This is a genomic window from Streptomyces sp. P1-3 (genome assembly GCF_050613155.1).
Taxonomy (GTDB): Bacteria; Actinomycetota; Actinomycetes; order Streptomycetales; family Streptomycetaceae; genus Streptomyces.
Map to the genome: position 1 here is coordinate 5507647 of NZ_CP192512.1, position 23684 is coordinate 5531330.

20 protein-coding genes are annotated in these 23684 nt (G+C 70.4%); 7 read left to right on the forward strand and 13 right to left on the reverse strand.

From position 1 onward, the window contains the following. Positions 1 to 5: 5 nt before the first annotated feature. From ACQUSR_RS23325 to ACQUSR_RS23340, 4 genes are all read right to left on the reverse strand, one after another. Complete coding sequence (locus ACQUSR_RS23325) at positions 6 to 425, reverse strand: Fur family transcriptional regulator (protein WP_304461630.1); 420 nt, start codon at positions 423 to 425, stop codon at positions 6 to 8. A 216-nt stretch (positions 426 to 641) separates the two neighbouring features. Further along, positions 642 to 1544 carry a metal ABC transporter permease gene (locus ACQUSR_RS23330; protein ID WP_431044551.1) on the reverse strand — a complete coding sequence of 301 codons (903 nt, stop codon included), beginning with the start codon at positions 1542 to 1544 and terminating at the stop codon, positions 642 to 644. Then, a complete protein-coding gene (locus ACQUSR_RS23335; RefSeq protein WP_431044552.1) occupies positions 1544 to 2311 on the reverse strand; it encodes a metal ABC transporter ATP-binding protein in 768 nt (255 codons plus the stop codon). The genes ACQUSR_RS23330 and ACQUSR_RS23335 overlap by 1 nt, the downstream gene beginning before the upstream one ends. Before the next feature lie 84 nt (positions 2312 to 2395). Continuing rightward, positions 2396 to 3400 carry a metal ABC transporter substrate-binding protein gene (locus tag ACQUSR_RS23340; RefSeq protein ID WP_431044553.1) on the reverse strand — a complete coding sequence of 335 codons (1005 nt, stop codon included), beginning with the start codon at positions 3398 to 3400 and terminating at the stop codon, positions 2396 to 2398. Positions 3401 to 3541: 141 nt separating this feature from the next. Here ACQUSR_RS23340 and ACQUSR_RS23345 point away from each other — a divergent pair, with 141 nt between their 5' ends. Continuing rightward, entirely contained in the window at positions 3542 to 4924 is a 1383-nt protein-coding gene (locus tag ACQUSR_RS23345; RefSeq protein ID WP_431044554.1) for a glycine--tRNA ligase, read from the forward strand. Here the strand turns inward: ACQUSR_RS23345 and ACQUSR_RS23350 are convergent. Further along, positions 4911 to 5282: a hypothetical protein gene (locus ACQUSR_RS23350; protein WP_431044555.1), complete on the reverse strand. Its 372-nt coding sequence runs from the start codon at positions 5280 to 5282 to the stop codon at positions 4911 to 4913. The genes ACQUSR_RS23345 and ACQUSR_RS23350 overlap by 14 nt on opposite strands. A 277-nt stretch (positions 5283 to 5559) precedes the next feature. On the opposite strand from ACQUSR_RS23350, the gene ACQUSR_RS23355 reads away from it, so the two are divergent. After that, positions 5560 to 6789, forward strand: coding sequence for a sensor histidine kinase (locus ACQUSR_RS23355; RefSeq protein ID WP_431044556.1), 1230 nt, complete (start codon positions 5560 to 5562; stop codon positions 6787 to 6789). Beyond that, a complete protein-coding gene (locus tag ACQUSR_RS23360; RefSeq protein WP_431044557.1) occupies positions 6777 to 7421 on the forward strand; it encodes a response regulator transcription factor in 645 nt (214 codons plus the stop codon). The genes ACQUSR_RS23355 and ACQUSR_RS23360 overlap by 13 nt, the downstream gene beginning before the upstream one ends. Positions 7422 to 7477: 56 nt before the next feature. Here ACQUSR_RS23360 and ACQUSR_RS23365 read toward each other — a convergent pair whose 3' ends face one another. From ACQUSR_RS23365 to ACQUSR_RS23375, 3 genes are all read right to left on the reverse strand, one after another. Beyond that, complete coding sequence (locus ACQUSR_RS23365; protein WP_431044558.1) at positions 7478 to 8059, reverse strand: TetR family transcriptional regulator; 582 nt, start codon at positions 8057 to 8059, stop codon at positions 7478 to 7480. A 7-nt stretch (positions 8060 to 8066) separates the two neighbouring features. After that, positions 8067 to 9074, reverse strand: coding sequence for an aldo/keto reductase (locus ACQUSR_RS23370; protein WP_431044559.1), 1008 nt, complete (start codon positions 9072 to 9074; stop codon positions 8067 to 8069). Positions 9075 to 9195: 121 nt separating this feature from the next. Then, positions 9196 to 10695, reverse strand: coding sequence for an MFS transporter (locus ACQUSR_RS23375; protein WP_431044560.1), 1500 nt, complete (start codon positions 10693 to 10695; stop codon positions 9196 to 9198). A gap of 101 nt (positions 10696 to 10796) precedes the next feature. Here ACQUSR_RS23375 and ACQUSR_RS23380 point away from each other — a divergent pair, with 101 nt between their 5' ends. Then, complete coding sequence (locus ACQUSR_RS23380) at positions 10797 to 11687, forward strand: helix-turn-helix domain-containing protein (protein WP_431044561.1); 891 nt, start codon at positions 10797 to 10799, stop codon at positions 11685 to 11687. On the opposite strand, the gene ACQUSR_RS23385 is transcribed toward ACQUSR_RS23380, so the two are convergent. Next, the gene (locus ACQUSR_RS23385; protein WP_431044562.1) at positions 11660 to 13129 is read right to left on the reverse strand and encodes an MFS transporter; all 1470 of its coding nucleotides are present in this window, start codon (positions 13127 to 13129) and stop codon (positions 11660 to 11662) included. The two genes, ACQUSR_RS23380 and ACQUSR_RS23385, sit on opposite strands and share 28 nt — an antisense overlap. 150 nt (positions 13130 to 13279) lie before the next feature. Between ACQUSR_RS23385 and dusB the strand changes: the two genes are divergently transcribed. From dusB to ACQUSR_RS23400, 3 genes are all read left to right on the forward strand, one after another. Continuing rightward, the gene (gene dusB / locus ACQUSR_RS23390; protein ID WP_431044563.1) at positions 13280 to 14413 is read left to right on the forward strand and encodes a tRNA dihydrouridine synthase DusB; all 1134 of its coding nucleotides are present in this window, start codon (positions 13280 to 13282) and stop codon (positions 14411 to 14413) included. 399 nt (positions 14414 to 14812) lie between these two features. After that, complete coding sequence (gene ppdK / locus ACQUSR_RS23395) at positions 14813 to 17572, forward strand: pyruvate, phosphate dikinase (RefSeq protein ID WP_431047790.1); 2760 nt, start codon at positions 14813 to 14815, stop codon at positions 17570 to 17572. Positions 17573 to 18069: 497 nt separating this feature from the next. Beyond that, positions 18070 to 19176 (forward strand): ArsR/SmtB family transcription factor, encoded by a 1107-nt coding sequence (locus ACQUSR_RS23400; RefSeq protein ID WP_431044564.1) that lies wholly within the window; start codon positions 18070 to 18072, stop codon positions 19174 to 19176. Here the strand turns inward: ACQUSR_RS23400 and ACQUSR_RS23405 are convergent. The 4 genes from ACQUSR_RS23405 to ACQUSR_RS23420 form a co-directional block, all read right to left on the reverse strand. After that, positions 19142 to 20302, reverse strand: a complete 1161-nt coding sequence (locus ACQUSR_RS23405) for an alkaline phosphatase PhoX (protein WP_431044565.1) — start codon at positions 20300 to 20302, stop codon at positions 19142 to 19144. The two genes, ACQUSR_RS23400 and ACQUSR_RS23405, sit on opposite strands and share 35 nt — an antisense overlap. A 141-nt stretch (positions 20303 to 20443) precedes the next feature. Continuing rightward, the gene (locus tag ACQUSR_RS23410) at positions 20444 to 21298 is read right to left on the reverse strand and encodes a carbohydrate ABC transporter permease (protein WP_431044566.1); all 855 of its coding nucleotides are present in this window, start codon (positions 21296 to 21298) and stop codon (positions 20444 to 20446) included. Positions 21299 to 21303: 5 nt separating this feature from the next. After that, entirely contained in the window at positions 21304 to 22233 is a 930-nt protein-coding gene (locus ACQUSR_RS23415) for a carbohydrate ABC transporter permease (RefSeq protein WP_431044567.1), read from the reverse strand. Next, on the reverse strand, positions 22233 to 23489 hold the full coding sequence (locus ACQUSR_RS23420; RefSeq protein WP_431044568.1) for an ABC transporter substrate-binding protein: 1257 nt from the start codon (positions 23487 to 23489) through the stop codon (positions 22233 to 22235). Before ACQUSR_RS23420 ends, ACQUSR_RS23415 begins: the two co-directional genes overlap by 1 nt. Between the last annotated feature and the right edge of the window lie 195 nt (positions 23490 to 23684).

Genomic DNA, 23684 nt, shown 5'->3' on the forward strand with positions numbered 1-23684 from the left:
TCCGGCTATGCCTTGTCCGCCGCCGCGCAGTCGCCACACGTACCGAAGATCTCAATGGTGTGCGCCACGTCCACGAAGCCGTGATCGGCGGCGATCGAGTCGGCCCACCGCTCCACGGCCGGGCCCTCGACCTCGACGGCCTTGCCGCAGGACCGGCAGACGAGGTGATGGTGGTGGTCGCCGCTGCTGCACCGGCGGTAGACGGCCTCGCCGTCGGTGGTGCGCAGGACGTCGACCTCGCCCGCGTCCGCCAGCGACTGGAGGGTGCGGTAGACCGTGGTCAGACCGACCGAGTCACCTCGGTGTTTGAGCATGTCGTGGAGCTCTTGCGCACTGCGGAACTCGTCCACCTCGTCCAGCGCGGCGGATACTGCCGCGCGCTGCCTGGTGGACCGGCCGCGTACTGGGGGATTCGCGGTCGCCACAGTTGCCTCCTTAAAGCTCGCCCGCTCGGTAACCGTCCCGTCACCGTTCCGGTTTGCCCGGCCATTGTGCCAGGTGGCACTTGAGGCGCGGGCGCACACGGTTGGACTCGGGGCCCGGGACCGATGGACTCGGGGCCCGGGACCGACCTGTGGGCACAGGGGCCGACCCGTGGGCAGGGACCGGACCCGTGGGCCGGGGCCGACCCGTGGGCCCGGCTAGACCTTTACGTCGTCCTCGGTGGACCGGCTGCCGGGAAGGGCCACCGAGTCCAGGGTGCACGACGCGTCGGGCGCGGCGGTCTTTCGCGCGCGTTTTCTGGCCAGGGGCGTGGCGATCGCGGTGAGCACCGCGAAGACGCCGATGGCCAGGACGACGATGCTGGCGCCGGGCGGGACGTCCTCGTAGAAGGAGAACACCGTCCCGGAGAGGGCGACGGTGACGCCGATGGCGATCGACAGCACCAGGGTCATCGCGAAGCCCCGGGTGACCTGCTGGGCGGCAGCGACCGGGACCACCATCAGGGCGCTGACCAGCAGCAGGCCGACGACGCGCATGGCGACGGTGACGGTGACGGCGGCGGTGACGGCCAGCAGCAGGTTGAGCAGCAGCACCGGCAGGCCGGTGACCCGGGCGAACTCCTCGTCCTGGCAGACGGCGAACAGCTGCCGCCGCAGCCCCAAGGTGATCAGCATCACGAAGCCCGCGAGGATGCTGATCGCGGTGACGTCCTCCGGCGAGACGGTGGTGATCGAGCCGAAGAGATAGGTGGTGAGGTTGGCGTTGGAACCGGTCGGCGAGAGATTGATCAGCAGCACGCCGCCGGCCATGCCGCCGTAGAAGAGCATCGCCAGGGCGAGGTCGCCGCGGGTCTTGCCGTAGGAGCGGATCAGCTCCATCACGATCGCGCCGAGGGAGGCGACGGCGACGGCGGTCCACACCGGATTGGTGCCGGTGAGGAAGCCGAGCGCGACACCGGTCAGCGCGACATGGCCGATTCCGTCGCCCATGATCGCCTGGCGGCGCTGGACGAGGTAGATGCCGACGGCGGGGGCGGTGATGCCGACCAGGACGGCGGCGATCAGGGCCCGCTGCATGAAGGCGTAGTTGAGGATCTCCATCAGCTCAGCAGCCCTGTCCGGATCGGGTGGGCGTCGAGGCCCTCGTGCGGGTGTACGTGGTCGTGGCCGGGCAGGGCGTGCTGGCCGACCGCCTTCGGCGGCGGGCCGTCATGCACGACGCAGCCCTCGCGCAGCACCACGGCGCGGTCGATCAGTGGCTCCAGCGGGCCGAGTTCGTGCAGCACCAGCAGCACCGTGGAGCCGCCCGCGACCTGGGCGCGCAGAGTGTCCGCGAGCACCTGCTGGCTCTCGTGGTCCACGCCCGCCATCGGCTCGTCCATGATCAGCAGCTCGGGTTCGACGGCCAGCGCGCGGGCGATCAGCACGCGCTGGTGCTGGCCGCCGGAGAGCGCGTTGACCGAGTCCTTGGCGCGGTCGGTCATGCCGACCAGCTCCAGAGCACGGTCGACCGCGGCCCGGTCCGGCTTGCGGGGCAGCCCCAGCCTGGTGCGGGCCAGCCGGCCCGCGGAGACCACCTCGCGGACGGTCGCGGGCACGCCGCTGGCGGCGGTGGTGCGCTGCGGTACGTACCCGATACGGGACCAGTCCCGGAAGCGGCGGCGCGGGACGCCGAACAGTTCCAGCGTGCCGCTGGTGAGCGGGACCCGGCCGACGACCGCGCGGACGGCGGTGGACTTCCCGGAGCCGTTCGCTCCGAGCAGCGCGACCACCTCGCCCTTCCGAACGGTGAGATCAACTCCTCGCAGCACGGGCCGTGATCCCAGCGAGGCCGTCGCCCCGCTCAGGGATATGACCGGCTCCTTCATGCTTGCCGCCTCCGTCGTCTTCCGGTGTCGCTGGTCGCCGCTTCCGGCGCTGCCTGGCGCCTGGTGTGCCCGGCGCTTCCCCCGCTACTTCGCGCCGAGCGCCTGCTGCAGGGCCTTCAGGTTCGCCCGCTGGACGCCGAAGTAGTCGTCGCCCTTGGACTTGTCGCTGATGCCCTCGATGGGATCGAGTACATCAGTCTTCAGATGGAGGTCGCCCGCCAGGGTCTTGGCGGTCTTGTCGCTGGCCAGCGTCTCGAAGAAGACGGTGTCGACCTTGTCCTTCTTCGCGACGTCGTGCAGTTCCCGGATCCGGGCCGGGCTGGGCTCGGCCTCGGGGTCGAGGCCCGAAATGGCCTCCTGCTCCAGGCCGTACCGCTCGGCGAGGTAGCCGAAGGCCGCGTGAGTGGTGATGAAGGTGTCCGACGTGCGCTTCTTCAGCCCGTCCTTGAAGTCCTTGTCGAGTGAGCCGAGCTCCTTGACCAGGGCCGTGGCGTTCTTCTTGTAGTCGGCGGCGTGGTCGGGGTCGGCCTTCTCCAGAGCCTTGGCGACGCCCTTGGCGACCTCGGCGTACCTCACCGGGTCCAGCCAGACGTGCGGGTCGGCGGCGGCATCCTCGTCGTGGCCAGCTTCCTCGTGGCCGTGCTCGTCGTGGCCGTGCTCTTCCTCGCCGTGCTCTTCCTTGCCGCCGTGGTCATGGCCGTGGACGGCGGTGCCGTGGTTCTCCAGCGTGGTGAACGAGGTGGCTTCGGCCACATTCTTCGGGTCCGCCTGGTCGATGGCCTCGTCGACGGAGGGCTGGACGCCCTTGAGGTAGACGACGAGCCCGGCCTCGGTCAGCGCCGCAGCCTGCTTGGGGCTGATCTCCAGGTCGTGCGGCTCGACGCCCGGCTTGGTCAGACCGGTGACGGAGACGTGGTCGCCGCCGATCCGCTCGGCCAGGAACTGCATGGGGTAGAACGACGCCATGACCTTGAGCTTGCCGTCTTTGGTCTTCCCCGAGCCGGCGTCGGAGCAGGCGGTGAGGGTGGTTAGGCCGAGGGCTATGGCTCCGGTGACAGCGGCGGCGGGTATGAGGCGGCGTACGTTCATGACTCCCATTTTCAACAAAACTGGAAACCATTGTCAACAAGGGGGTCGCCGGGCTTGTTCTCTCCATTCGATTTGATCCGAGGGGTGGCCGCGCCGGTAACCTGAAGCATTCGCTTCGTCGTCATCAATGAAGAGAGCACCGTGGCCGCCGACAAGATCGACACCATCGTCAGCCTGAGCAAGCGCCGTGGCTTCGTCTACCCCTGCAGCGAGATCTACGGTGGACAGCGTGCCGCCTGGGACTACGGCCCGCTCGGTGTGGAGCTGAAGGAGAACATCAAGCGGCAGTGGTGGCGCTCCATGGTCACCTCGCGTGACGATGTCGTCGGCCTCGACTCCTCGGTGATCCTGGCCCGCGAGGTCTGGGAGGCCTCCGGCCACGTGGCCACCTTCACCGACCCGCTGACCGAGTGCACCTCTTGCCACAAGCGGTTCCGCGCGGACCACCTTGAGGAGGCGTACGAGGCCAAGCACGGCAAGGCCCCGGCCAACGGTCTCGCCGACGTCAACTGCCCGAACTGCGGCAACAAGGGCGGTTTCACCGAGCCCAAGCAGTTCTCCGGTCTGCTCTCCACGCACCTCGGCCCGACCCAGGACTCCGGTTCGGTCGCCTACCTGCGCCCGGAGACGGCCCAGGGCATCTTCACCAACTTCATGCAGGTCCAGCAGACCTCGCGCCGCAAGCCGCCGTTCGGTATCGCCCAGATCGGCAAGTCCTTCCGGAACGAGATCACGCCGGGCAACTTCATTTTCCGTACCCGTGAGTTCGAGCAGATGGAGATGGAGTTCTTCTGCAAGCCGGGTGAGGACGAGCACTGGCAGCAGTACTGGATGGACCAGCGCTGGAACTGGTACCGGGACCTCGGCCTGCGGGAGGAGAACATCCGCTGGTACGAGCACCCGAAGGAGAAGCTGTCCCACTACTCCAAGCGCACCGCCGACATCGAGTACCGCTTCAGCTTCGGCGGCTCGGAGTGGGGCGAGCTGGAGGGTGTGGCCAACCGCACCGACTACGACCTCAAGGCGCACTCCGCCGCGTCCGGCCAGGACCTGTCGTACTTCGACCAGGAGGCCGGCGAGCGCTGGACGCCGTACGTCATCGAGCCGGCGGCCGGTGTGGGCCGGGCGATGCTCGCCTTCATGCTCGACGCGTACGTCGAGGACGAGGCGCCGAACGCCAAGGGCAAGATGGAGAAGCGCACCGTGATGCGCCTCGACCCCCGACTGGCCCCGGTCAAGGTCGCGGTGCTGCCGCTGTCCCGTAACCCCGAGCTGTCCCCGAAGGCCAAGGGGCTCGCCACGGACCTGCGCAAGCTGTGGAACATCGAGTTCGACGACGCGGGCGCCATCGGCCGCCGCTACCGCCGCCAGGACGAGATCGGCACGCCGTTCTGCGTCACCGTCGACTTCGACACGCTTGAGGACAACGCGGTCACGGTGCGCGAGCGCGACACGATGAAGCAGGAGCGCGTGTCCCTGGACCAGATCCAGGCGTACCTGGGCGGCCGCCTCATCGGCTGCTGACGTCGCCTATTCGCGGCGGCCGCGAGGCGCGGAGCGCGAGCCCCGCGCACGCCGCCGCCAGCGGCAGCTCCGCACAGAGCGCCATCACGACGGCCGTGGCCAGCTCTTCGCTGGTCGCGGCCGTCGTCGTGTCGAACCAGGCGTCGACGACCAGGAGTGCGGCGGTGGCCGCCGCGGTGAGGCGCCAGCGGTCATCACGGCGGCGGCGCAGCAGCCCGGTGGAGAGCAGGCCGAGGGAGAGCAGGGCGTCCAGGCCCACCCACGCTATGTTCCAGTGGACGACCTCGGTGGTGGCGGGCAAGGTCGTCGCCAGCACGAACATCCACGGGACGAGCGCCGCGCCGGACGCGAGAAGCACCGTGTCAGGGCGGGGAAGCGCGCGCCGCCAGCCCGTCCGGGATCCGCGTGTACGTGTGCGGCGCGGGCGGGAGTAGGAACAACGGGCAGGCGGGAGAAGCGTGGTCATGGTGCTGACATCCTTCCGAGTCGGCTGATCGGGCACGTCCATCAGCCTCCTCGCCGCGAAGGCCCCAGTCGTTAGTGCCTGTTGCCGTCTTGGGGTGGAGTTAATTGCACCCCCGATCCGGATACTGGCTCCAGCGTGCCGCCGACTCGCGAAGATCTACGCTCATCGCATGCAATCGCAACTCCCCGCCTTCCTGTGGCGTGCGCTCGGCCACGCCCGGCGTTCACCGGAGCTCGCTCGAGCGCGGCGAAACGCGCTGGTGGGCGCTGCTGCCATAACCGTGCAGTTCCCGCTGCTGCTGGCGCTGGCGATGCCCTGGCTGGTGTACAACGCGAACGCCGTGCCGGGCATCCTGCTCAACGTCATGCTCCCGCTGGTCGTCCCGGCCATCGCCGCGCCCGTGCTCACGGTCGTGCAGCGACGCAGGTTCAAGGCGCTGCTGGACGTGGACATACCGCTGGGCGGCCCCTGGCGGCGTCAGTTGCTCTATCACCTGTTGACGGGACCGGCCGCGGCCTTCGGTGCGGCGCTGGCCTTCGTCCTGGGAGCGGTCGGGCTGGTGGCCGCGACCGTGTACATATGGATTTGGGCTCTGCCGGTGACCTGGCGCGTGGAGCACTACGGTTACTCGACGCAGGCCGCATATGTCACTGCCGGCGGGCTGGCGCTGACAGCGCTCGCCGTCTGGCTCCTGGGCACCCTCGTCCGTCTCGACACTCGTGCCGCCACCATGTTCCTGGGCCCCGACCCGGCCACGGCCTTGGAACGTCGGGTGGAGAATCTGCTCGACAGCCGCGCGGGCGCGGTGGAGGCGGCCGACGCCGAGCGCCGACGGATCGAGCGCGATCTCCACGACGGCGCCCAGCAGCGGCTGGTGTCCATGGCGGTCAACCTGGGGCTCGCCAAGGCCACGCTCAAGGACCTGCCGGACGATGCCCGCAAGGTGATCGACGAGGCACACCGGGAGGCCAAGGAAGCCATCGATGAGTTGAGTAATCTGGTGCGCGGGCTGCACCCGGCCGTCTTGGATGAGCGCGGTCTGGACGCCGCGCTGTCCGGTGTCGCCGCACGTGCCACAGTGCCGGTGCGCCTGCACGTCCATACACCGGAGCGGGCCGCGCCCACCGTGGAGGCCGTCGCCTACTTCGTCGTCTGTGAGGCCCTGGCCAACATCGCCAAGCATGCGCGGGCGACGAAGGCGGACGTGACGGTCGTGCGGACGGGAGACACCCTGCGGGTGACCGTCTCCGACGACGGGGTGGGCGGTGCTGACCTGGGCGAGGGCAGCGGCTTGATCGGCCTTGCGGGACGAGTGGGGTCCGTGGATGGGACATTCGAGGTCAGCAGCCCAGTCGGGGGCCCGACCGTGATTGCTGTGGAGTTGCCGTGCGTGCTGTGATCGCCGAGGACTCGGTCCTGCTGCGGATCGGTCTGGTCAAGGTCCTGCAGACCGCGGGCTTCGAGGTGATGGCGGAGACCGGCGACGCCGACGGTCTGCTGGCGGCGGTGGAGGAGCATCAACCGGACCTCGCGCTGGCAGACGTGCGGATGCCGCCGGGCTTCGCCGACGAGGGGGTGCGTGCCGCGCTGCTCATCCGGCAGCAGTGGCCCAAGACGGCGGTGCTGCTGCTTTCGCAGTACGTGGAGGAGCGGTACGCGGCGGATCTGCTGTCCGCCAACACCAGCGGGATCGGCTATCTGCTCAAGCAACGCGTGGCGGACGTTGAGGAGTTCATAGGCGCGCTGCACCGGGTGGCGGGCGGTGGCACGGCTCTGGATCCGCAGGTGGTGGCGCAGTTGCTCGTGCGTCGCCACAGCGATCCGCTCGACCGGCTGACGGCACGCGAGAGAGACGTTCTGAAACTGATGGCGGAGGGGAGGTCCAATGCGGGGATCGCAGAGGCGCTGGTGGTGAGCGAGAGCGCGGTCGCCAAGCACATCAGCAGTATCTTCACCAAACTCGATCTGCCGACGGCCGAAGCCGATCACCGGCGGGTGCTGGCCGTGCTGCGCTTCCTGGGGGTGGGTTAGCCCCGGGGGGTAGACCTAGATGGCCGTGGTTGGGGTCTGCGTACGCGGGCTCCGGCTCAGCCGCGGAGCCCCCGCAGGATCAGGTCGCAGACCGATGTGAACGCGGTGTCGATGCCCGGCGCCGACCACTCCGCCGCGTACACCGGGTCGTGGAACCGGCCCGTCGCGTCCCAGATGGCGCGGGCCGCCCGTGCCGGATCCGACGCCGCGAACTCGCCCCGGGCGACGCCGCTCTCCACGATCGCCGCGATCTGGTCGACCATCGTGTCGATGTGGCGGGCCACCGTGCCGCTGTTCTCGCCGACCAGGGCCATATACGTGGCGAACAGCTCCGGGTCGTCGCCCGCCTTGCGGCGCTTGGCCGCGAACAGGGCGGCCAGCCAGCGCCGGAGGCGCTCCGGCGCCGGTCCCTCGGCGGCCGCTATGCCGGACAGCTCGTCGTGTGCCTGGTCCAGCCAGCGTTCGGTGACCGCCTCGCGCAGCGCGGCCTTGGTGCGGAAGTGGCGGTAGACGCTGCCGTGGCTGACCCCCAGCGCCCGTGCCACGTCCACCACGGTGGCCTTCGCCGGGCCGTAGCGGCGCAGCACCTCCTCGGTGGCTTCGAGGACGCGTTCAGGGGTCAGGGCCTCGGGCGGCATCGGGTCGTTACTTCCTCTCGCTGTCGAGGTGTGCCATCTGCGCGGCCGGGTAGCGCTCGCCCGCGGCGGCGCCCGCCGGTACGGCCTCCTCGATGGCGGTCAGATCGTCCGCGTCGAGAGTAACCTCAAGCGCGCCGAGCGCTTCGGCCAGCCGGTCCCGGCGGCGGGCGCCGACCAGCGGGATGATGTCCGCGCCCTGGGCCAGCACCCAGGCGATGGCGATCTGCGCGACGGAGACGCCCTTGCCGTCGGCGACCTTGCGCAGGGCGTCGACGAGGGCGAGATTGCGCGCGAGGTTGTCGCCGTTGAACCGCGGGCTCAAGCCGCGGAAGTCGTTCGCGCCGGGCTTGCGGTCCCGGCTCCAGTGGCCGCTGATCAGGCCGCGGGACAGCACGCCGTACGCCGTGGTGGCGATGCCCAGTTCGCGGGCGGCGGGCAGGATCTCGTCCTCGATGCCGCGCGAGATCAGCGAGTACTCGATCTGGAGGTCGGTGATGGGGGCGACGGCGGCGGCACGGCGGAGGGTTTCGGCGCTCACCTCGGACAGGCCGATGTGCCGCACATGCCCGGCCTCGACCAGCTCGGCGATGGCGCCCACGGTCTCCTCGATGGGCACGTCCGGGTCAACCCGGGCGATGCGGTAGACGTCGATGTGGTCGGTGCCGAGCCGCTGGAGGGAGTAGGCCGCGAAGTTCTTCACCGCCGCCGGGCGGCCGTCGTAGCCGGACCAGCCGCCGTCCGGGTCGCGCAGGGCGCCGAACTTCACGCTGGTCAGCGCCTGTTCGCGGGCGTGCGCGGGGGCGCTGCGCAGGGCCTCGCCGATGAGGATCTCGTTGTGGCCCATGCCGTAGAAGTCGCCGGTGTCCAGCAGTGTGACGCCCGCGTCGAGGGCGGCGTGGAGGGTGGCGATGGACTCGGCCCGGTCGGCGTCGCCGTACAGGGCGGACATGCCCATGCAGCCGAGGCCGAGGGCGGAGACCTGGGGGCCGGTGGTGCCGAGTGTGCGGTGCAGCACGGGAGCTCCTCGCAAAAGGGTGTGGGACAGGGAGGTGCCCTTCGTCGGGCTCCTCCAGAATGACCCATGGACTGACAGATTTCAATATCTGTCAGTCCATGGGTGTCGGGCGGTGACGGAACTACGCCACGCCACGCGGCAGCCGCAGGCTCAGCCCCACCGTCACCACGACCGCCGCCACCTGCACGGCCAGCGTGGTCACCAGCGCGTTCCGCATCCCCACCGACGACTCCAGTGCCAGGAAGAGCGTGCCGAGCGTCGCCACCCCCAGCGCCAGCGACGACTGCTGGGTGGTCACCATCACCCCGCTGCCCACGCCGGCCCGCTCGGCAGGCACGTCCGCCAGCACGATCCGGAACAGCACCGGAAGCTGAAGCCCCTGCCCGAGCCCGGCGATCGCCAGCCCCGGCAGCAGCTCCCAGAACCCCAGGTCGGGCCAGTCGCGCAGCACCGTCACGGCCAGCAGCGCCAGACCGGCGCCCTGGATCAGCCCGCCGACGGTGACCACCGAGCTGCCGAACCGGTTCACCAGCCGCGGCCCCGCCAGCGACACCACGAAGAACGCCAGCGCCATCGGAACCAGCGCCAGCCCTGCCGCGACCGGACCGAACCGCAGCCCCTGCTGGAGCGCCACCGCCACGACGAACATGAAGCCGCCGAAGCCGGTGGAGAACGGCACCACCAGCGCCAGACCGCGCCGCAGCCCCGGCAGGGCGAACAGGCTCGGCGGCACCAGCGGGATCCTGCCCGCCCGGTCCGCCCGCCGCTCCACGGCGAAGAACGCCGCCGCCGCGAGCGGGAAGGCTCCCAGCGACACCCACGTCCACACCGGCCAGCCCGCCGCCCGCCCCTCGGTCAGCGGCAGCAGCAGCGCGACCAGGGACACCGCCAGCAGCAGCGTGCCGGGGATGTCGACCGGCGCCGGCCGCTCCGACCGGGTCTCCGGGACCGTACGCGCCGCCAGCACCAACCCGAGCAGCGCCACCGGAACGTTCACCAGGAAGACCGCGCGCCAGCCGGTCCCGGCCAGGTCCGCGGCGACCAGCAGCCCGCCCAGGATCTGCCCGACGACCATGGCCAGACCGGCGGTCGCGCCGTACATGCTCAGCGCTCGCGCCCGGCCCGGTCCGCTCGTCGTGGCCTGGATGGTGGCCAGCACCTGGGGCAGCAGCAGCGCGGCCGCCGCCCCCTGCGCCACCCGCGCCGCCACCAGAGTCCACGCGTCGGGGGCGAGCCCGCAGGCCAGCGAGGTGATCCCGAAGGCCGCCATGCCCACGAGGAACAGCCGGCGGCGGCCGAAGGTGTCGCCCAGCCGGCCGCCCAGCACCAGCAGTACGGCGTACGCGACGCCGTACCCGGCCACGACCAGCTCCAGCACGGCCGGGCTCGCATGCAGGTCCCGGCCCATGGCGGGCAGCGCGACATTGACGATGAAGAAGTCGATCATGGGGAGGGCGGCGCCGAGCAGCACGGTGGCCAGCCCCAGCGGGGTGAGTCCCCCCGCCGCCGCGGAGACCGGCGGACCAGATCGAGTGGCAGCGGATCCAGCGGTAGCGGATCCAACGGACGGAGCGGACGGAACGGATGGCACGGATCGGGTAGGCACTCGGGTATCACTCACGGCATTGACGATCCCGGACCGTTCAAACGGGTACCAGAGTCTCCTTATCCTGGTAGTAGGAATACCTGGCAACAGGCTGAGTGCTCCGGCACGCTGGCATCATGACCACCGCAGTCCGCCCGGCCCGCCCCGACGCGGTCGACGTACGGCGCGCCGCCGTCGACGTACGGCGCGCCGAACTCGCCGCCTTTCTCCGCAGCCGCCGTGAGCGCATCACCCCCGAGCAGGTCGGCCTGCCGCGTGGCAGACGGCGCCGTACGCCCGGCCTGCGGCGCGAGGAGGTCGCCCAGCTCTCCGCCGTCGGCGTCACCTGGTACACGTGGCTGGAGCAGGGCAGGGACATCCATGTCTCCGCGCAGGTCCTCGACGCGCTCGCCCGCGCCCTGCTGCTCGATCCCAGCGAACGCGCCCATCTGTTCGCGCTCGCGGGGACGGCCGACCCGGCCCCCGAGACGCAGTGCCCGGCGGCGACGCCCGCGCTGCGGGCGCTGCTGGAGCAGCTGGAGCCGGTGCCCGCCTACATTCAGAACAGCCGGTACGACATCCTCGCCTACAACCGCACCTACGGGCGGCTGCTGTGCGACCTCGACGCCCTGCCCCCCGAGGACCACAACGCCATGTGGCTGGCCTTCACCAACGCCGACTGGCGGGCGGCCGCGGTGGATCTGCCGGAGGTGCACCGCACGATCGCGGCGAAGTTCCGCGCGTCGATGGCGGAGCATCTCGCCGAGCCCGCGTGGAAGGCGCTGCTGACCCGCCTCGAAGCGGCGTCCGAGGAGTTCCGCGAGGTGTGGGCACGCCATGAGGTGGTGTCCCATGTCGCACGGACGAAGTACATCCGCAACGCGCAGGTGGGGCTGCTGTATGTGGAGCACACCAACCTGTGGCTCGGCCCGGCCGCCGGTCCGCGACTGGTGACGTACGTCCCGATGGACGACGAGTCGCGGCTGCGCCTCGAGAGGCTTCAGGCCCTGGCACTCGCGGAGGGCTGAGGCCGCTCGGTCGCGAGTCGGGCGGCGGTGCGCCGTGCGGTGGCCTCCGCCCACGTGCCCGTGGTCAGCGCGCCGAGCACGGTCACCGTGGCGCCGCAGCCGGCGATGATCCACCACGCGGGGCGGGCGGCGTCCGCGAAGGCGCTCGCCGAGGTCCCGCCGCCGTCGGCGCCGCCGACGGAGACCCCGGCGGCCAGCACCGCGCCGATGACCGCGACGCCCAGCGACGTGCCGACCTGGCGGCTGGTGGAGGAGATCGCCGCCGCCACCCCGGCCTGGGCGCGCGGCATCCCCGACACGGCCGTGTCGGTGATGGGGGCGTTGACCAGCCCGAAGCCGATGCCGAAGAGCACATACCCGGCGATCAGCCGTCCATCGTGGGACTGGGCGTCGAACCCGGCGAACAGCACCCCGCTCGCCCCCATCGCCGCCCCGGCCGCCAGCAGCGGCAGCCGGGGGCCCCGCGCGGCCACCAGCCGCCCGGACAGCGGGGCGAAGACCAGGCACATCGCCGCCATCGGCAGCATCCACAGCCCGGCGCGCAGCGCGGACAGCCCCCGTACGTCCTGCAGATACAGGGCGTTGACGAACAGGAAGCCGCCGAGCGCGGCGAAGGCGCACACCGCCGCGACCGTGGCCCCGCTGAACGGAGCCGAGCGGAAGAACCGCAGCTCGATCAGCGGTTCCGGCCGACGGCGCTCGTACCGGAGCAGCCCGAGGAAGGCGGCCACGGCGACACCCGCGCACACCGGGAGCACCGACGAGCCCCCGCCCGCGCCCGGGGCCTCGATGATCGCGTACGTCACCGAGCCCAGCAGCGCGATCACCAGCAGTTGACCGACCGGGTCGGGACGGCGCGGGCGCGGGGCGCGCGACTCGGGCACGTACCGCGCGGTGAGCGCCAGCGCCGCGAGACCCACCGGCAGGTTGATCCAGAAGATCGCGCGCCAGCCGACCGACTCCACCAGCAGCCCGCCGATCAGCGGTCCGGCCGCCATGCTGATGCCGACGACCCCGCCCCACACACCGATGGCACGGGCCCGCTCGCGCGGGTCGGTGAAGGTGTTGGCGATGATCGACATCGCCACCGGGTTGAGCATCGAACCGCCGACCGCCTGCACCATCCGGAAGGCGACCAGGGCCTCCAGGCTCGGCGCCATGCTGCACAGCGCGGAGCCGAGGGTGAAGACCACCAGGCCCGCCTGGAAGGTGCGCCGCCGCCCGATCCGGTCGGCGGTGGAGCCCGCGAGCATCAGCAGGGAGGCGAGCACCAGCGTGTAGGCGTCGATGGTCCACTGCATGCCGGAGACGGAGGTGTCCAGGTCCCGTCGCATGGTCGGCAGCGCGATGTTGAGCACGGTGTTGTCGAGGCTGACCAGCAGCAGGCTCGTACAGCAGATGGCGAGCACCAGCAGGCGCCGCCGACGGCTCGGTTCCGGCATGGCTGAACGCTACAGCGATCCCGCCCGCCCCGGCCCGGGGCGGGCCCGGCGCCGGGTGCGGGACAATGGGAGGTCCGCCCGCCGTCCATCCGCCACGTACACGCGGACACGTCCGTACGTAGCCGGTACGCACCCGAGGAAGCCGACTCCATGACCCTGACGCCGCTGCAGATCGGACCGCACACGGTCCAGCCACCGGTCGTGCTCGCGCCGATGGCCGGGATCACGAACGCGCCGTTCCGCACCCTTTGCCGTGAGTTCAGTGGCGGGAAGGGGCTGTTCGTCAGCGAGATGATCACCACGCGGGCTCTGGTCGAGCGGGACGCCAAGACCATGCGGCTGATCCACTTCGACGGGTCGGAGAAGCCGCGGTCCATCCAGCTGTACGGGGTGGACCCGGGCACCGTCGGCAAGGCGGTCCGCATGATCGTGGACGAGGACCTGGCCGACCACATCGATCTGAACTTCGGCTGCCCGGTGCCCAAGGTGACCCGCAAGGGCGGCGGCTCCGCGCTGCCGTACAAGCGGAACCTGCTGCGGGCGATCCTGCGCGAGGCCGTGACCGGGGCGGGGGAGCTGCCGGTGACGATGAAGATGCGCAAGGGCATCGACGACGACCACCTCACGTACCTCGACGCGGGCCGGATCGCGGTCGAGGAGGGGGTGACCGCCATCGCCCTGCACGGGCGTACGGCGGCGCAGCACTACGGGGGCACGGCCGACTGGGAGGCCATCGCGAGGCTGAAGGAGGCCGTGCCGGAGGTCCCGGTGCTGGGGAACGGCGACATCTGGTCGGCCGACGACGCGGTGCGGATGATGCGCGAGACCGGCTGCGACGGGGTGGTCGTCGGGCGCGGCTGCCTGGGGCGGCCCTGGCTCTTCGGCGACCTGGTCGCCGCGTTCGAGGGCACGGGTCCGGCCGCGGCGCCCACCCTGCGGGAGGTCACCGCGGTGATGCGGCGCCACGCGGAGCTGCTCGCCGAATGGCTGGAGGACGAGGAGCGGGGCGTCATCGACTTCCGCAAGCACGTCGCCTGGTACACCAAGGGCTTCTCGGTCGGCTCCGAGATGCGCAAACGCCTCGCGATCGCCTCATCTCTGGATGAATTGGACGCTCTGATGAGCGAGCTCGAACTCGACCAGAAATGGCCGGTCGGCGCGGACGGCCCGCGGGGCCGCACCTCCGGCAGGAACCGCGTCGTCCTGCCGGACGGCTGGCTGGCCGATCCGTACGACTGCGCTGTGGTCGGCGCGGACGCGGAGCTGGACACCTCGGGCGGCTGAGTCGGGCAGCTCAGGCGGCCGAGCCGGACGGCTCGGGTGGATGACGGCTCCGTTACGTGGCCGTTTCGGGTCCGGATGCTGGGATCCGGCCATCCCGCGCCGCGTGATTCTCGCCACGCCTGATGCATGGGCGGCTCATATGAGCGCTTCGAGGGCGGGTGCATCTTTCGTAAGGGTGGCACTGCGTGCCACCCTTACGTCTTTCGAATCACCCATCCGCTTGTCACTCTCCGTATAGATTTTCCGACTCCGAGGTGACATAATGTGCCTGTCCGTTCGACTCTTGAAGAACTGGCCTGATTCCTGCGTAGGGGTAGAGGACTTTCGATCTAGCGGCGGACGAGTGGTTACGCCCGTATGACGGCCGAGTGGACGTACCCAGACACCTTCGATCTGGGTATGTTCCTCGCCGTCAGGGCAGCCGTCCGGAGGAGTTCGATTCCCGTGTCGGAAACACAAAGTCAGCAGAAGTTCGTTTACGACTTCACCGAGGGCAACAAGGACCTGAAGGACCTGCTCGGCGGGAAGGGTGCCAACCTCGCCGAAATGACCAATCTGGGCCTTCCCGTCCCTCCGGGCTTCACCATCACCACCGACGCGTGCCGGGTCTACCTGGACAGCGGTGAGGAGCCCGCGGCACTCCGTGACGAGGTGACCGCGCACCTCGAGGCCCTCGAAGCGAAGATGGGCAAGAAGCTCGGCCAGGCCGACGACCCGCTGCTGGTGTCCGTCCGCTCCGGCGCGAAGTTCTCCATGCCCGGCATGATGGACACCGTCCTCAACATCGGGCTCTCCGACGAGTCCGTCACGGGGCTCGCCGCGCAGGCCGGCGACGATCGCTTCGCCTGGGACTCCTACCGCCGCCTCATCCAGATGTTCGGCAAGACCGTGCTCGGCGTCGACGGCGAACTCTTCGAGGACGCCCTGGAGGAGGCCAAGCGCGCCAAGGGCGTCACCGTGGACGTCGACCTCGACGCCACCGACCTCCAGCAGCTCGTGTCCCGCTTCAAGGACATCGTCGCCAAGGAGACCGGCCGGGACTTCCCGCAGGCTCCGCGCGAGCAGATGGACCTCGCCGTCCGGGCCGTCTTCGACTCGTGGAACGGCGACCGCGCCAAGCTCTACCGCCGCCAGGAGCGCATCCCCGGCGACCTGGGCACCGCGGTCAACATCTGCTCCATGGTCTTCGGCAACCTCGGCCCCGACTCCGGCACCGGCGTCGCCTTCACCCGCGACCCGGCCAGCGGCCACCAGGGCGTGTATGGCGACTACCTGCAGAACGCACAGGGCGAGGACGTGGTGGCGGGCATCCGCAACACCGTCCCGCTCGCCGACCTGGAGGGCATCGACAAGGCGTCGTACGACCAGCTCATGGAGATCATGGAGACGCTGGAGACGCACTACAAGGACCTGTGCGACATCGAGTTCACGATCGAGCGCGGCAAGCTGTGGATGCTCCAGACCCGGGTCGGCAAGCGCACCGCCGGCGCCGCCTTCCGGATCGCCACCCAGCTGGTCGACCAGGGTCTGATCGACGAGGCGGAGGCGCTCCAGCGCGTCACCGGCGCCCAGCTCGCGCAGCTGATGTTCCCGCGCTTCGACGAGAACGCGACCACGGAGAAGATCGGCCGCGGCATCGCCGCCTCGCCGGGTGCCGCGGTCGGCAAGGCCGTCTTCGACTCGTACACCGCCGTGAAGTGGTCGCGCTCGGGGGAGAGGGTCATCCTCATCCGCCGCGAGACCAACCCCGACGACCTCGACGGCATGATCGCGGCCGAGGGCATCCTCACCTCGCGCGGCGGCAAGACCTCGCACGCGGCCGTCGTCGCCCGCGGCATGGGCAAGACCTGTGTCTGCGGCGCCGAGGAGCTGGAGGTCGACACCAAGCGCCGCCGGATGACCACCGCCGACGGCACGGTCATCGAAGAGGGCGACGTCGTCTCCATCGACGGCTCCTCCGGCAAGGTCTACCGCGGCGAGGTGCCGGTCGTGCCCTCCCCCGTCGTGGAGTACTTCGAAGGCCGGATGCACGCCGGCGCCGACGACGCCGACGAGCTGGTCAAGGCCGTGCACCGGGTCATGGCCTACGCGGACCGGGTCCGCCGGCTGCGAGTACGGGCCAACGCCGACAACGCCGAGGACGCCGCCCGCGCCCGCCGCTTCGGCGCCCAGGGCATCGGCCTGTGCCGCACCGAGCACATGTTCCTCGGCGAGCGGCGCGAGCTGGTCGAGCGGCTCATCCTGGCCCACACCGACGACGAGCGCGGCGAGGCGCTGGACGCCCTGCTGCCGCTCCAGAAGGGCGACTTCGTCGAGCTCTTCGAGGCCATGGACGGGCTGCCGGTCACCGTGCGGCTGCTGGACCCGCCGCTGCACGAGTTCCTGCCCGACATCACCGAGCTCTCGGTGCGGGTGGCGCTCGCCGAGGCCCGCCACGAGTCGCACGAGAACGAGCTGCGGCTGCTCCAGGCCGTGCACCGGCTGCACGAGCAGAACCCGATGCTGGGTCTGCGCGGCGTCCGGCTCGGCCTGGTCATCCCCGGCCTGTTCACCATGCAGGTACGGGCCATCGCCGAGGCCGCGGCCGATCGGCTGGACGCCAAGGGCGACCCCCGCGCGGAGATCATGATCCCGCTCGTCGGCACGGTGCAGGAGCTCGAGATCGTCCGCGAGGAGGCCGAGCAGGTCATCGCCGAGGTCGAGGCCGCCCGCGGGGTCAGCCTCAAGCTGACCCTCGGCACCATGATCGAGCTGCCGCGCGCCGCACTGACCGCCGGTCAGATCGCCGAGTCCGCCGACTTCTTCTCCTTCGGCACCAACGACCTCACCCAGACCGTGTGGGGCTTCTCCCGCGACGACGTCGAGGCGAGCTTCTTCACCGCCTACCTGGAGAAGGGCATCTTCGGGGTCAGCCCGTTCGAGACCATCGACCGGGACGGCGTCGGCTCGCTGGTGCGCTCCGCCGCCCAGGCCGGCCGCGCCACCCGCCCGGACCTCAAGCTCGGCGTGTGCGGCGAGCACGGCGGTGACCCGGAGTCGGTCCACTTCTTCCACGAGGTGGGTCTGGACTACGTCTCCTGCTCGCCGTTCCGGATCCCGGTGGCGCGGCTGGAGGCGGGCCGGGCGGCGGCCGAGAGCAAGGGCAGCGACAGCCGCTGACGCCGGGCCGGAAGGTTCTTTCCCAGGGGGCTCCGGCCCCCTGGGGCACGGGGGCTCTGCCCTTGAGGCCCTTGGGTCCGCATGCCACCGGAGTCGTCGCGGGGGAACCTCAACCCTCACCCCAGGCGCGACTTCGGCTTGTAAGGGGGCGGCACTCTGTGCGGAGGTGCCGCCCCCTCTCACTCCCCCCACGGGAGCTGTCGCCCGCTCGCATCGGCCCGAGCGGGCAACAGAAGTGCTCAGCGGCCGGTACGCACTCGTCACCCCCCACGGGAACGAGCAATCCAGGTCCTGAGCACGTCCTGTTGAAATGCGGACGTCCACCGCTGGTTCTGCGGTGTTTCCCCGCGCTTTCCTGGTGACAAGCATTGCGGTTGCAACATGCGCTCCGCGACCCGTTTCAAGTGTGGCCAAAAGGGCGTGGTGACTGGCTGTGTTAGTGTGCATACTCATCCGTGATCGGGGGGTGGCCACGGATGTCACTTTGTGGGGGTCTGGTGCTACGTGTTCATTTCACAGAACTCGATCTGGCACGGGTGCGGATGGCGAACCGCCCCGACGCACTGTGGGAAACCGTTCTAAGTTTCCACCGGCTCCGCGACAAACAGGCGGAGATGGTATACGGCGATTGGCGAGCGGAAACGCGCACACGATTGAACGGTGAAACGCGGCTGCTGGCCCCGTTGATTCCGTTGCGCGGGTATTTCCCGGACTTCCTGACACCCGCCGAAGGCATAATCGGGGCGGACGCCGCGATGGAGGCGCTACGCGCGACTCCCGGTGCCCGCCTGCACGCCGAGGTCGCCCGGCTCTCGGCCGACCGCACACTCCCCGCCTGGATCCAGGACCTGGCCCAGGGCGCCAGCCCCGCGTTCGACCGGCTGCTGGGCGCGCTGCGCGCCTACCACGCCGCCGCCGTCGCCCCGTACTGGCCGTACCTCCAGGCCCGTGTCGAGGCCGACCGGGCCGGTCGGGGCCGCGCCCTGCTGGACGGCGGGGCGGACGGGCTGCTGGCCTCGCTGCCGCCCACCACGCGCTGGCGCCCGCCGGTCCTGGAGGTCGACTATCCCGTCGACCGGGATCTGTTCCTGAACGGCCGCGGGCTGCTGCTCCAGCCGTCCTTCTTCTGCCGCCGTACGCCGGTGACGTACCGGAACGCGGAGCTGACCCCGGTGCTGGTCTACCCGGTCGAACACGCCGGCGAGTCCGCTCCGCCGCGGCCGCTGCGGCAGCCCGTCACCGCTTCCACCAAGGCCCACTGGCTGGGCAAGCTCGTCGGGCAGACCCGCTCGGCGGTCCTCCAGGGCGTGGGCGGCGGCTGCACCACCAGTGAACTCGCCCGCCGGGTCGGGGTCTCGCTGGCCTCCGCCAGCCAGCACGCCAGCGTGCTGCGCGAGGCCGGACTGCTGCTGACGCTCCGCCAGGGCGGCGCGGTGCTGCATACGCTGACTCCGCTGGGCGCCGCCCTGTTGCGGGGCGGCACACCAGCGGAGCGGGTGCCGGAGCAGGGCCCCCGGCTGACAGCGGAGCACGGCCCCCGGCTGACGTCCGAGCAGAGCCCCCGACTGACTACGAGCGGAACGGACCCGTCACCTCGTAGGTGATGCCGCCCGACGAACTGCCGGTGGTGCCGCGCTGGCTGGAGAAGTACAGCCGCGTGCCGTCAGGGGAGAACGCCGGGCCGGTGACCTCCGAACTCGACTGCCCGGTGATCCGCAGGAACGGCGCGACGACATCGTCCGGGGTGATGATGCAGATCTCCATGTTGCCGCCGTCCTCGGCGACGAACAGGTCGCCGGAGGACGAGCCGGTGACGTTGTCGACGCCGGTCAGCGGGGCGGGGCCGGGGTTGACCAGGTTGTCGTCGTAGGCCAGCTCGTAGGTGCTGTTGGCCAGGTTGATCTGCCAGACGCGGTTGTCGCCCTTGGTGGTGAACCAGACGGTGTCGTTGGCGTAGTGGCAGCCCTCGCCGCCGTTGAAGCGCTTGGCCCCGGAGACCTGGTTGCGGGTCGCGGTCGGGGAGCCGTCCGGGTCGGACACCGTTCCCCAGGTGAACGAGCCGGAGGTGCCGGTCCCGGCCTTGAGGGCCTGCAAGGTGCCGGAGGACAGGTTGCCCCAGGTCGACGGGAGGAAGCGGTAGAAGCAGCCGTCCCCCGCGTCCTCGGTCAGGTAGATCGCCTGGCGCGTCGGGTCGGCGGCGGCGGCCTCGTGGTTGAAGCGCCCCATGGCGTCGCGGCGCGTGGCCGCGTTCACGCCCCACGGGTCGGTCTCGTAGACGTAGCCGAGTGACACCTCCTCACAGGAGAGCCAGGTGTTCCACGGTGTGGCGCCGCCCGCGCAGTTGCGATTGGTGTTGGACAGGATCCGGTAGGCCCCGGTGATGGTGCCCGAGGAGTTGAACTTGACGGCACCGGCGCCACCCGTGGACGAGATCTCCGAGTTGGAGACATATATCCAGCCGCTGCCGTCGGCGAAGCAGGCACCGCCGTCGGGGGCGTCGTGCCAGGTGTACGAGGTGCCGGACACGGTCTGCCGGGACCGGGCGATCACTCTGCTGGTGAAGCCGCTCGGCAGCTGGATGCCGTTGGCGTCGGCGGAACCGAGCGCACCGTACGGGCCGGGGCCGTTCTGGGCGGGGGCGGCGTACGCGGCGCCACGCGAGAGGGCGCCGCCGAAGACGGCGGCCGATGTTCCGAGGACTGCTGCGCGCAAGAGGCTGCGACGTTCCATGGTCACTCCACGGAGGTTGTGACGTCCCCGCGGCCGGTCGGCGGCGAGGGAGGGGGGCAGCGCTGAGAAACATAGGAGTGGCGAGTTGACGGTGCATCAACAAAACATGAAGCGGAGCGGGCAGATCCGCAAGCTGCAGGTTCAGTCGTCGATGCCGGAACGTTCCACCCCGGCCACGATGTAGCGCTGGAGGACCAGGAAGACCAGCAGCAGCGGCAGGATCGAGACGGCCGCGGCGATGAACAGCTCATGGATGCGGACCGTCTGGGCGGTGGTGAACGTCGACAGCGCCACCTGCACCGTCCACGCGTCCCGGTCCTGCCCGATCACCAGCGGCCACAGGAAGGAGTTCCACGCCCCGATGAAGACGATCGTGCCGACCGCGGCGAACACCGGAGCTGAGTTCGGCACCACGACCCGCCAGTACGTACGCCAGTAGCCGAGCCCGTCCACCCGCGCCGCGTCCTCCAACTCGCGCGGGAAGCCCAGGAAGAACTGGCGGAAGACGAAGCACGCGAAGGCGGAGAAGAGCGTCGGGACGATCAGGCCGCGCATCGTGGAGATCCAGCCGAGCGAGGACACCAGCACGAAGCTCGGTACGAACGTGACCGCGGCCGGCACCATCAGCGTGCCCAGGATCCAGTAGAAGACGGCATTCGCGTAGCGGTACGGGATGCGGGCCAGCCCGTATCCGGCCAGCGACGCCAGCAGCAGCGTGCCGGCCGTGGTGGCCACCGCGATCACCGAGGAGTTCAGCAGCGCCCGCGCCATCGGGACGTTCGGATCGTTGAACAGCTCGGTGACGTTCGACCATTGGACATCGCGGGGGAAGAACGTCCAGTCCGCCGCCGTGATGTCCTCCTCGCGCGCCAGCCCGTTCCGCACCAGGAGGTAGAAGGGGATCAGGAACAGCAGCGCGAGCGCGATCAGCAGCACCAGCCGCAGCGCCCGGCCCACCCGCACCAGACCGTCGTGCGTGCCCGTGGAGTTCCGCATCCGTCTCAGTCCTCCTTCCGGCCGAGGCCGAACCAGCGCGCCTGCGCCACCGTCACCACCGCGATGATCAGCGCCAGGATCACCGCGCCCGCGCTGCCGAGCCCCAGGTTCTGCTCCTGCCCGAGCGCCGTGTAGTAGAGGTAGACCAGCGGCGGCCGGGCGTACGGCGGATAGCCGCGCGCGTCCGACAGCAGGTTGTAGAACTCGTCGAACGCCTGGAACGCGTTGATCACCAGCAGCAGCGCCACCGCCACCGACGTCGCCCGCAGCTGCGGGAAGGTGATGTGCCGGAAGGTCTGCCAGCCCGGCCGCGCGCCGTCCACCGCCGCCGCCTCGTACAGCCGGGGCGGAATGCGCTGCAACCCGGCCAGGAACAGCACCATGTAGAAGCCGGTCTGGAGCCACAGCCGCACGGTCACGATCACCAGCCAGTACCAGGGCGGTTCGGTGGTCGACAGCCAGGCGACCTGGTCCGCGCCGAACCAGCCCAGGACGGTGTTCGCCAGGCCGAACCGCACCCCGTTGAAGATCGACATCTTCCACACCAGCGCCGCCACGACATACGAGCACGCCACGGGCAGGAAGAACACCGACCGGAAGAACGCCTGGGCCCGGCGCAGCCGGTTGACCATCAGCGCCAGCGCCAGCGACAGCGCGAAGGTGGCCGGGACGATGATGGCGGTGAACACGGCGAAGGTGGCCAGGCTGTCGGTGAACGCGTCGTCCCGCAGCATCGCCGTGTAGTTGTCGAGCCCGACGAAGTCCGTCGGCGAGACCGTGTTGTGGGCGTCGAAGAAGGAGAGGTAGACGCTCCAGCCCAGCGGTACGTAGGTGAAGACGGTGAGCCCGATCACGAAGGGTCCGACGAAGATCCAGAACCACAGATTCCGGTTCTGTGGGCCGAACAGCCCGCGCGGCGCGGCCGGGCGCCGCATCAGCTCTTCTTCTTCACACGCCGCAGCTCCGCTTCCGTCTTGCGCACCACCGACCGCAGTTCGCCATCCGGGTCCGCCCCGTCCTTGATGATGCGGCTGAGCGCGTCCTTGTACGCGGTCTGGCTCGCCGTGGTCCACAGCAGCGGCTGGGCGTACCCGTGGTCGGTGGCGAACCGCACCGCCTCCGCCGCCGCGCCCTCCTTCAGCTTCTCCGCCTTCTTCGCCAGCGAGATCCGGGCCGGGATGTGGAAGCCGTAGGAGAGCGCGAAGTCCTCCTGGTACTCCGTCTTGTCCACCCACAGCCACTTCAGATACGCCTTGGCCTGCTGCTGGTGCTCGCTTCGGGCACTGACCGCGGCCCCGTACGCGCCGACCTGCACCGAAGGGGCGCCGTCCGGACCGTCCTTCGGGAACGGCAGCACCCCGAAGTCGTCCCCCAGCTCCTTCTTGATCTGCGGCAGCGCCCACAGCCCCGACCACTGCATCGCGGTCAGCCCCTGGAGGAACGCCGACGGGTCCGACCAGTCGCTCGGCGCGCCCAGCAGCAGCGACTTGTCCTTGTACGGCCGGCGCAGCTTGCCGAGCGTACGGGCGGCGGCCGGGTCGTCGAAGCCCACGGCGCCGTCGTCGGTGACGGCCGACAGGCCCGCCGCGTACAGCGGGGTGGCCATCAGCACGCCGGGGCCGCCGTCGTTGCCCCAGAACAGGCCCTTGACGTCCTTGGTGGTGAGCTCCTTCGCCGCGTCGATCAGCTCGTCGAGTGTGCGCGGCGGCTCGATCCCGGCGTCGGCCAGCATGCTCTTGCGGTAGTAGAGCAACTGTGCGTCGATGACCTGCGGAATGCCCCAGACCCTGCCGTCGTGGGTCTTCGTGGCGAGCACCGCCGGGTGGAAGTCGTCCCGCACCCCGGCCACGAGCTCGGTCAGATCCACCACCTGCCCGCCCAGGATCTGGTCCAGGGACGGGCCGTTGACCTCGAAGACGTCGGGGCCGGAGTCGGTGAGGAGCGCGGCGGCGGTCTGCTGGTCGTAGTTGCCCGGCCGCCACTGCACCGTGACGTCGGCCTGCGCGTACGCGTCGGCGTACCGCTTGACGGCCTGCGCGGTGCCCGGCTCGCCGTACTGGTGGTACCACTGCTCGATGGCCGGGCCGTCGCCCGAGCCGCGGCCGGTGTTGGAGCCGCACGCGGCGGCCAGCGCTCCTGTCAGAGCGATCCCGGTACCGGAACCGAGCAGTCGTCTGCGGCTGATGGACATGGGGCGCCCCCTCGCTCATGCGGCCAGACTGTGCATCTTATGAACCAACGATCAAGGGTGGCGTTGGATTACGAAAGACGTGTTGCCGTCATATGTCGGCCTGGCCGGAGGCGAGTTGGGGCGGGCGCCGGACCCGGGTGGACGGGGTGTGCCGGGCCCGGGCGGAGGGGGTGTCCCGGGCCCGGGCGTACGGGA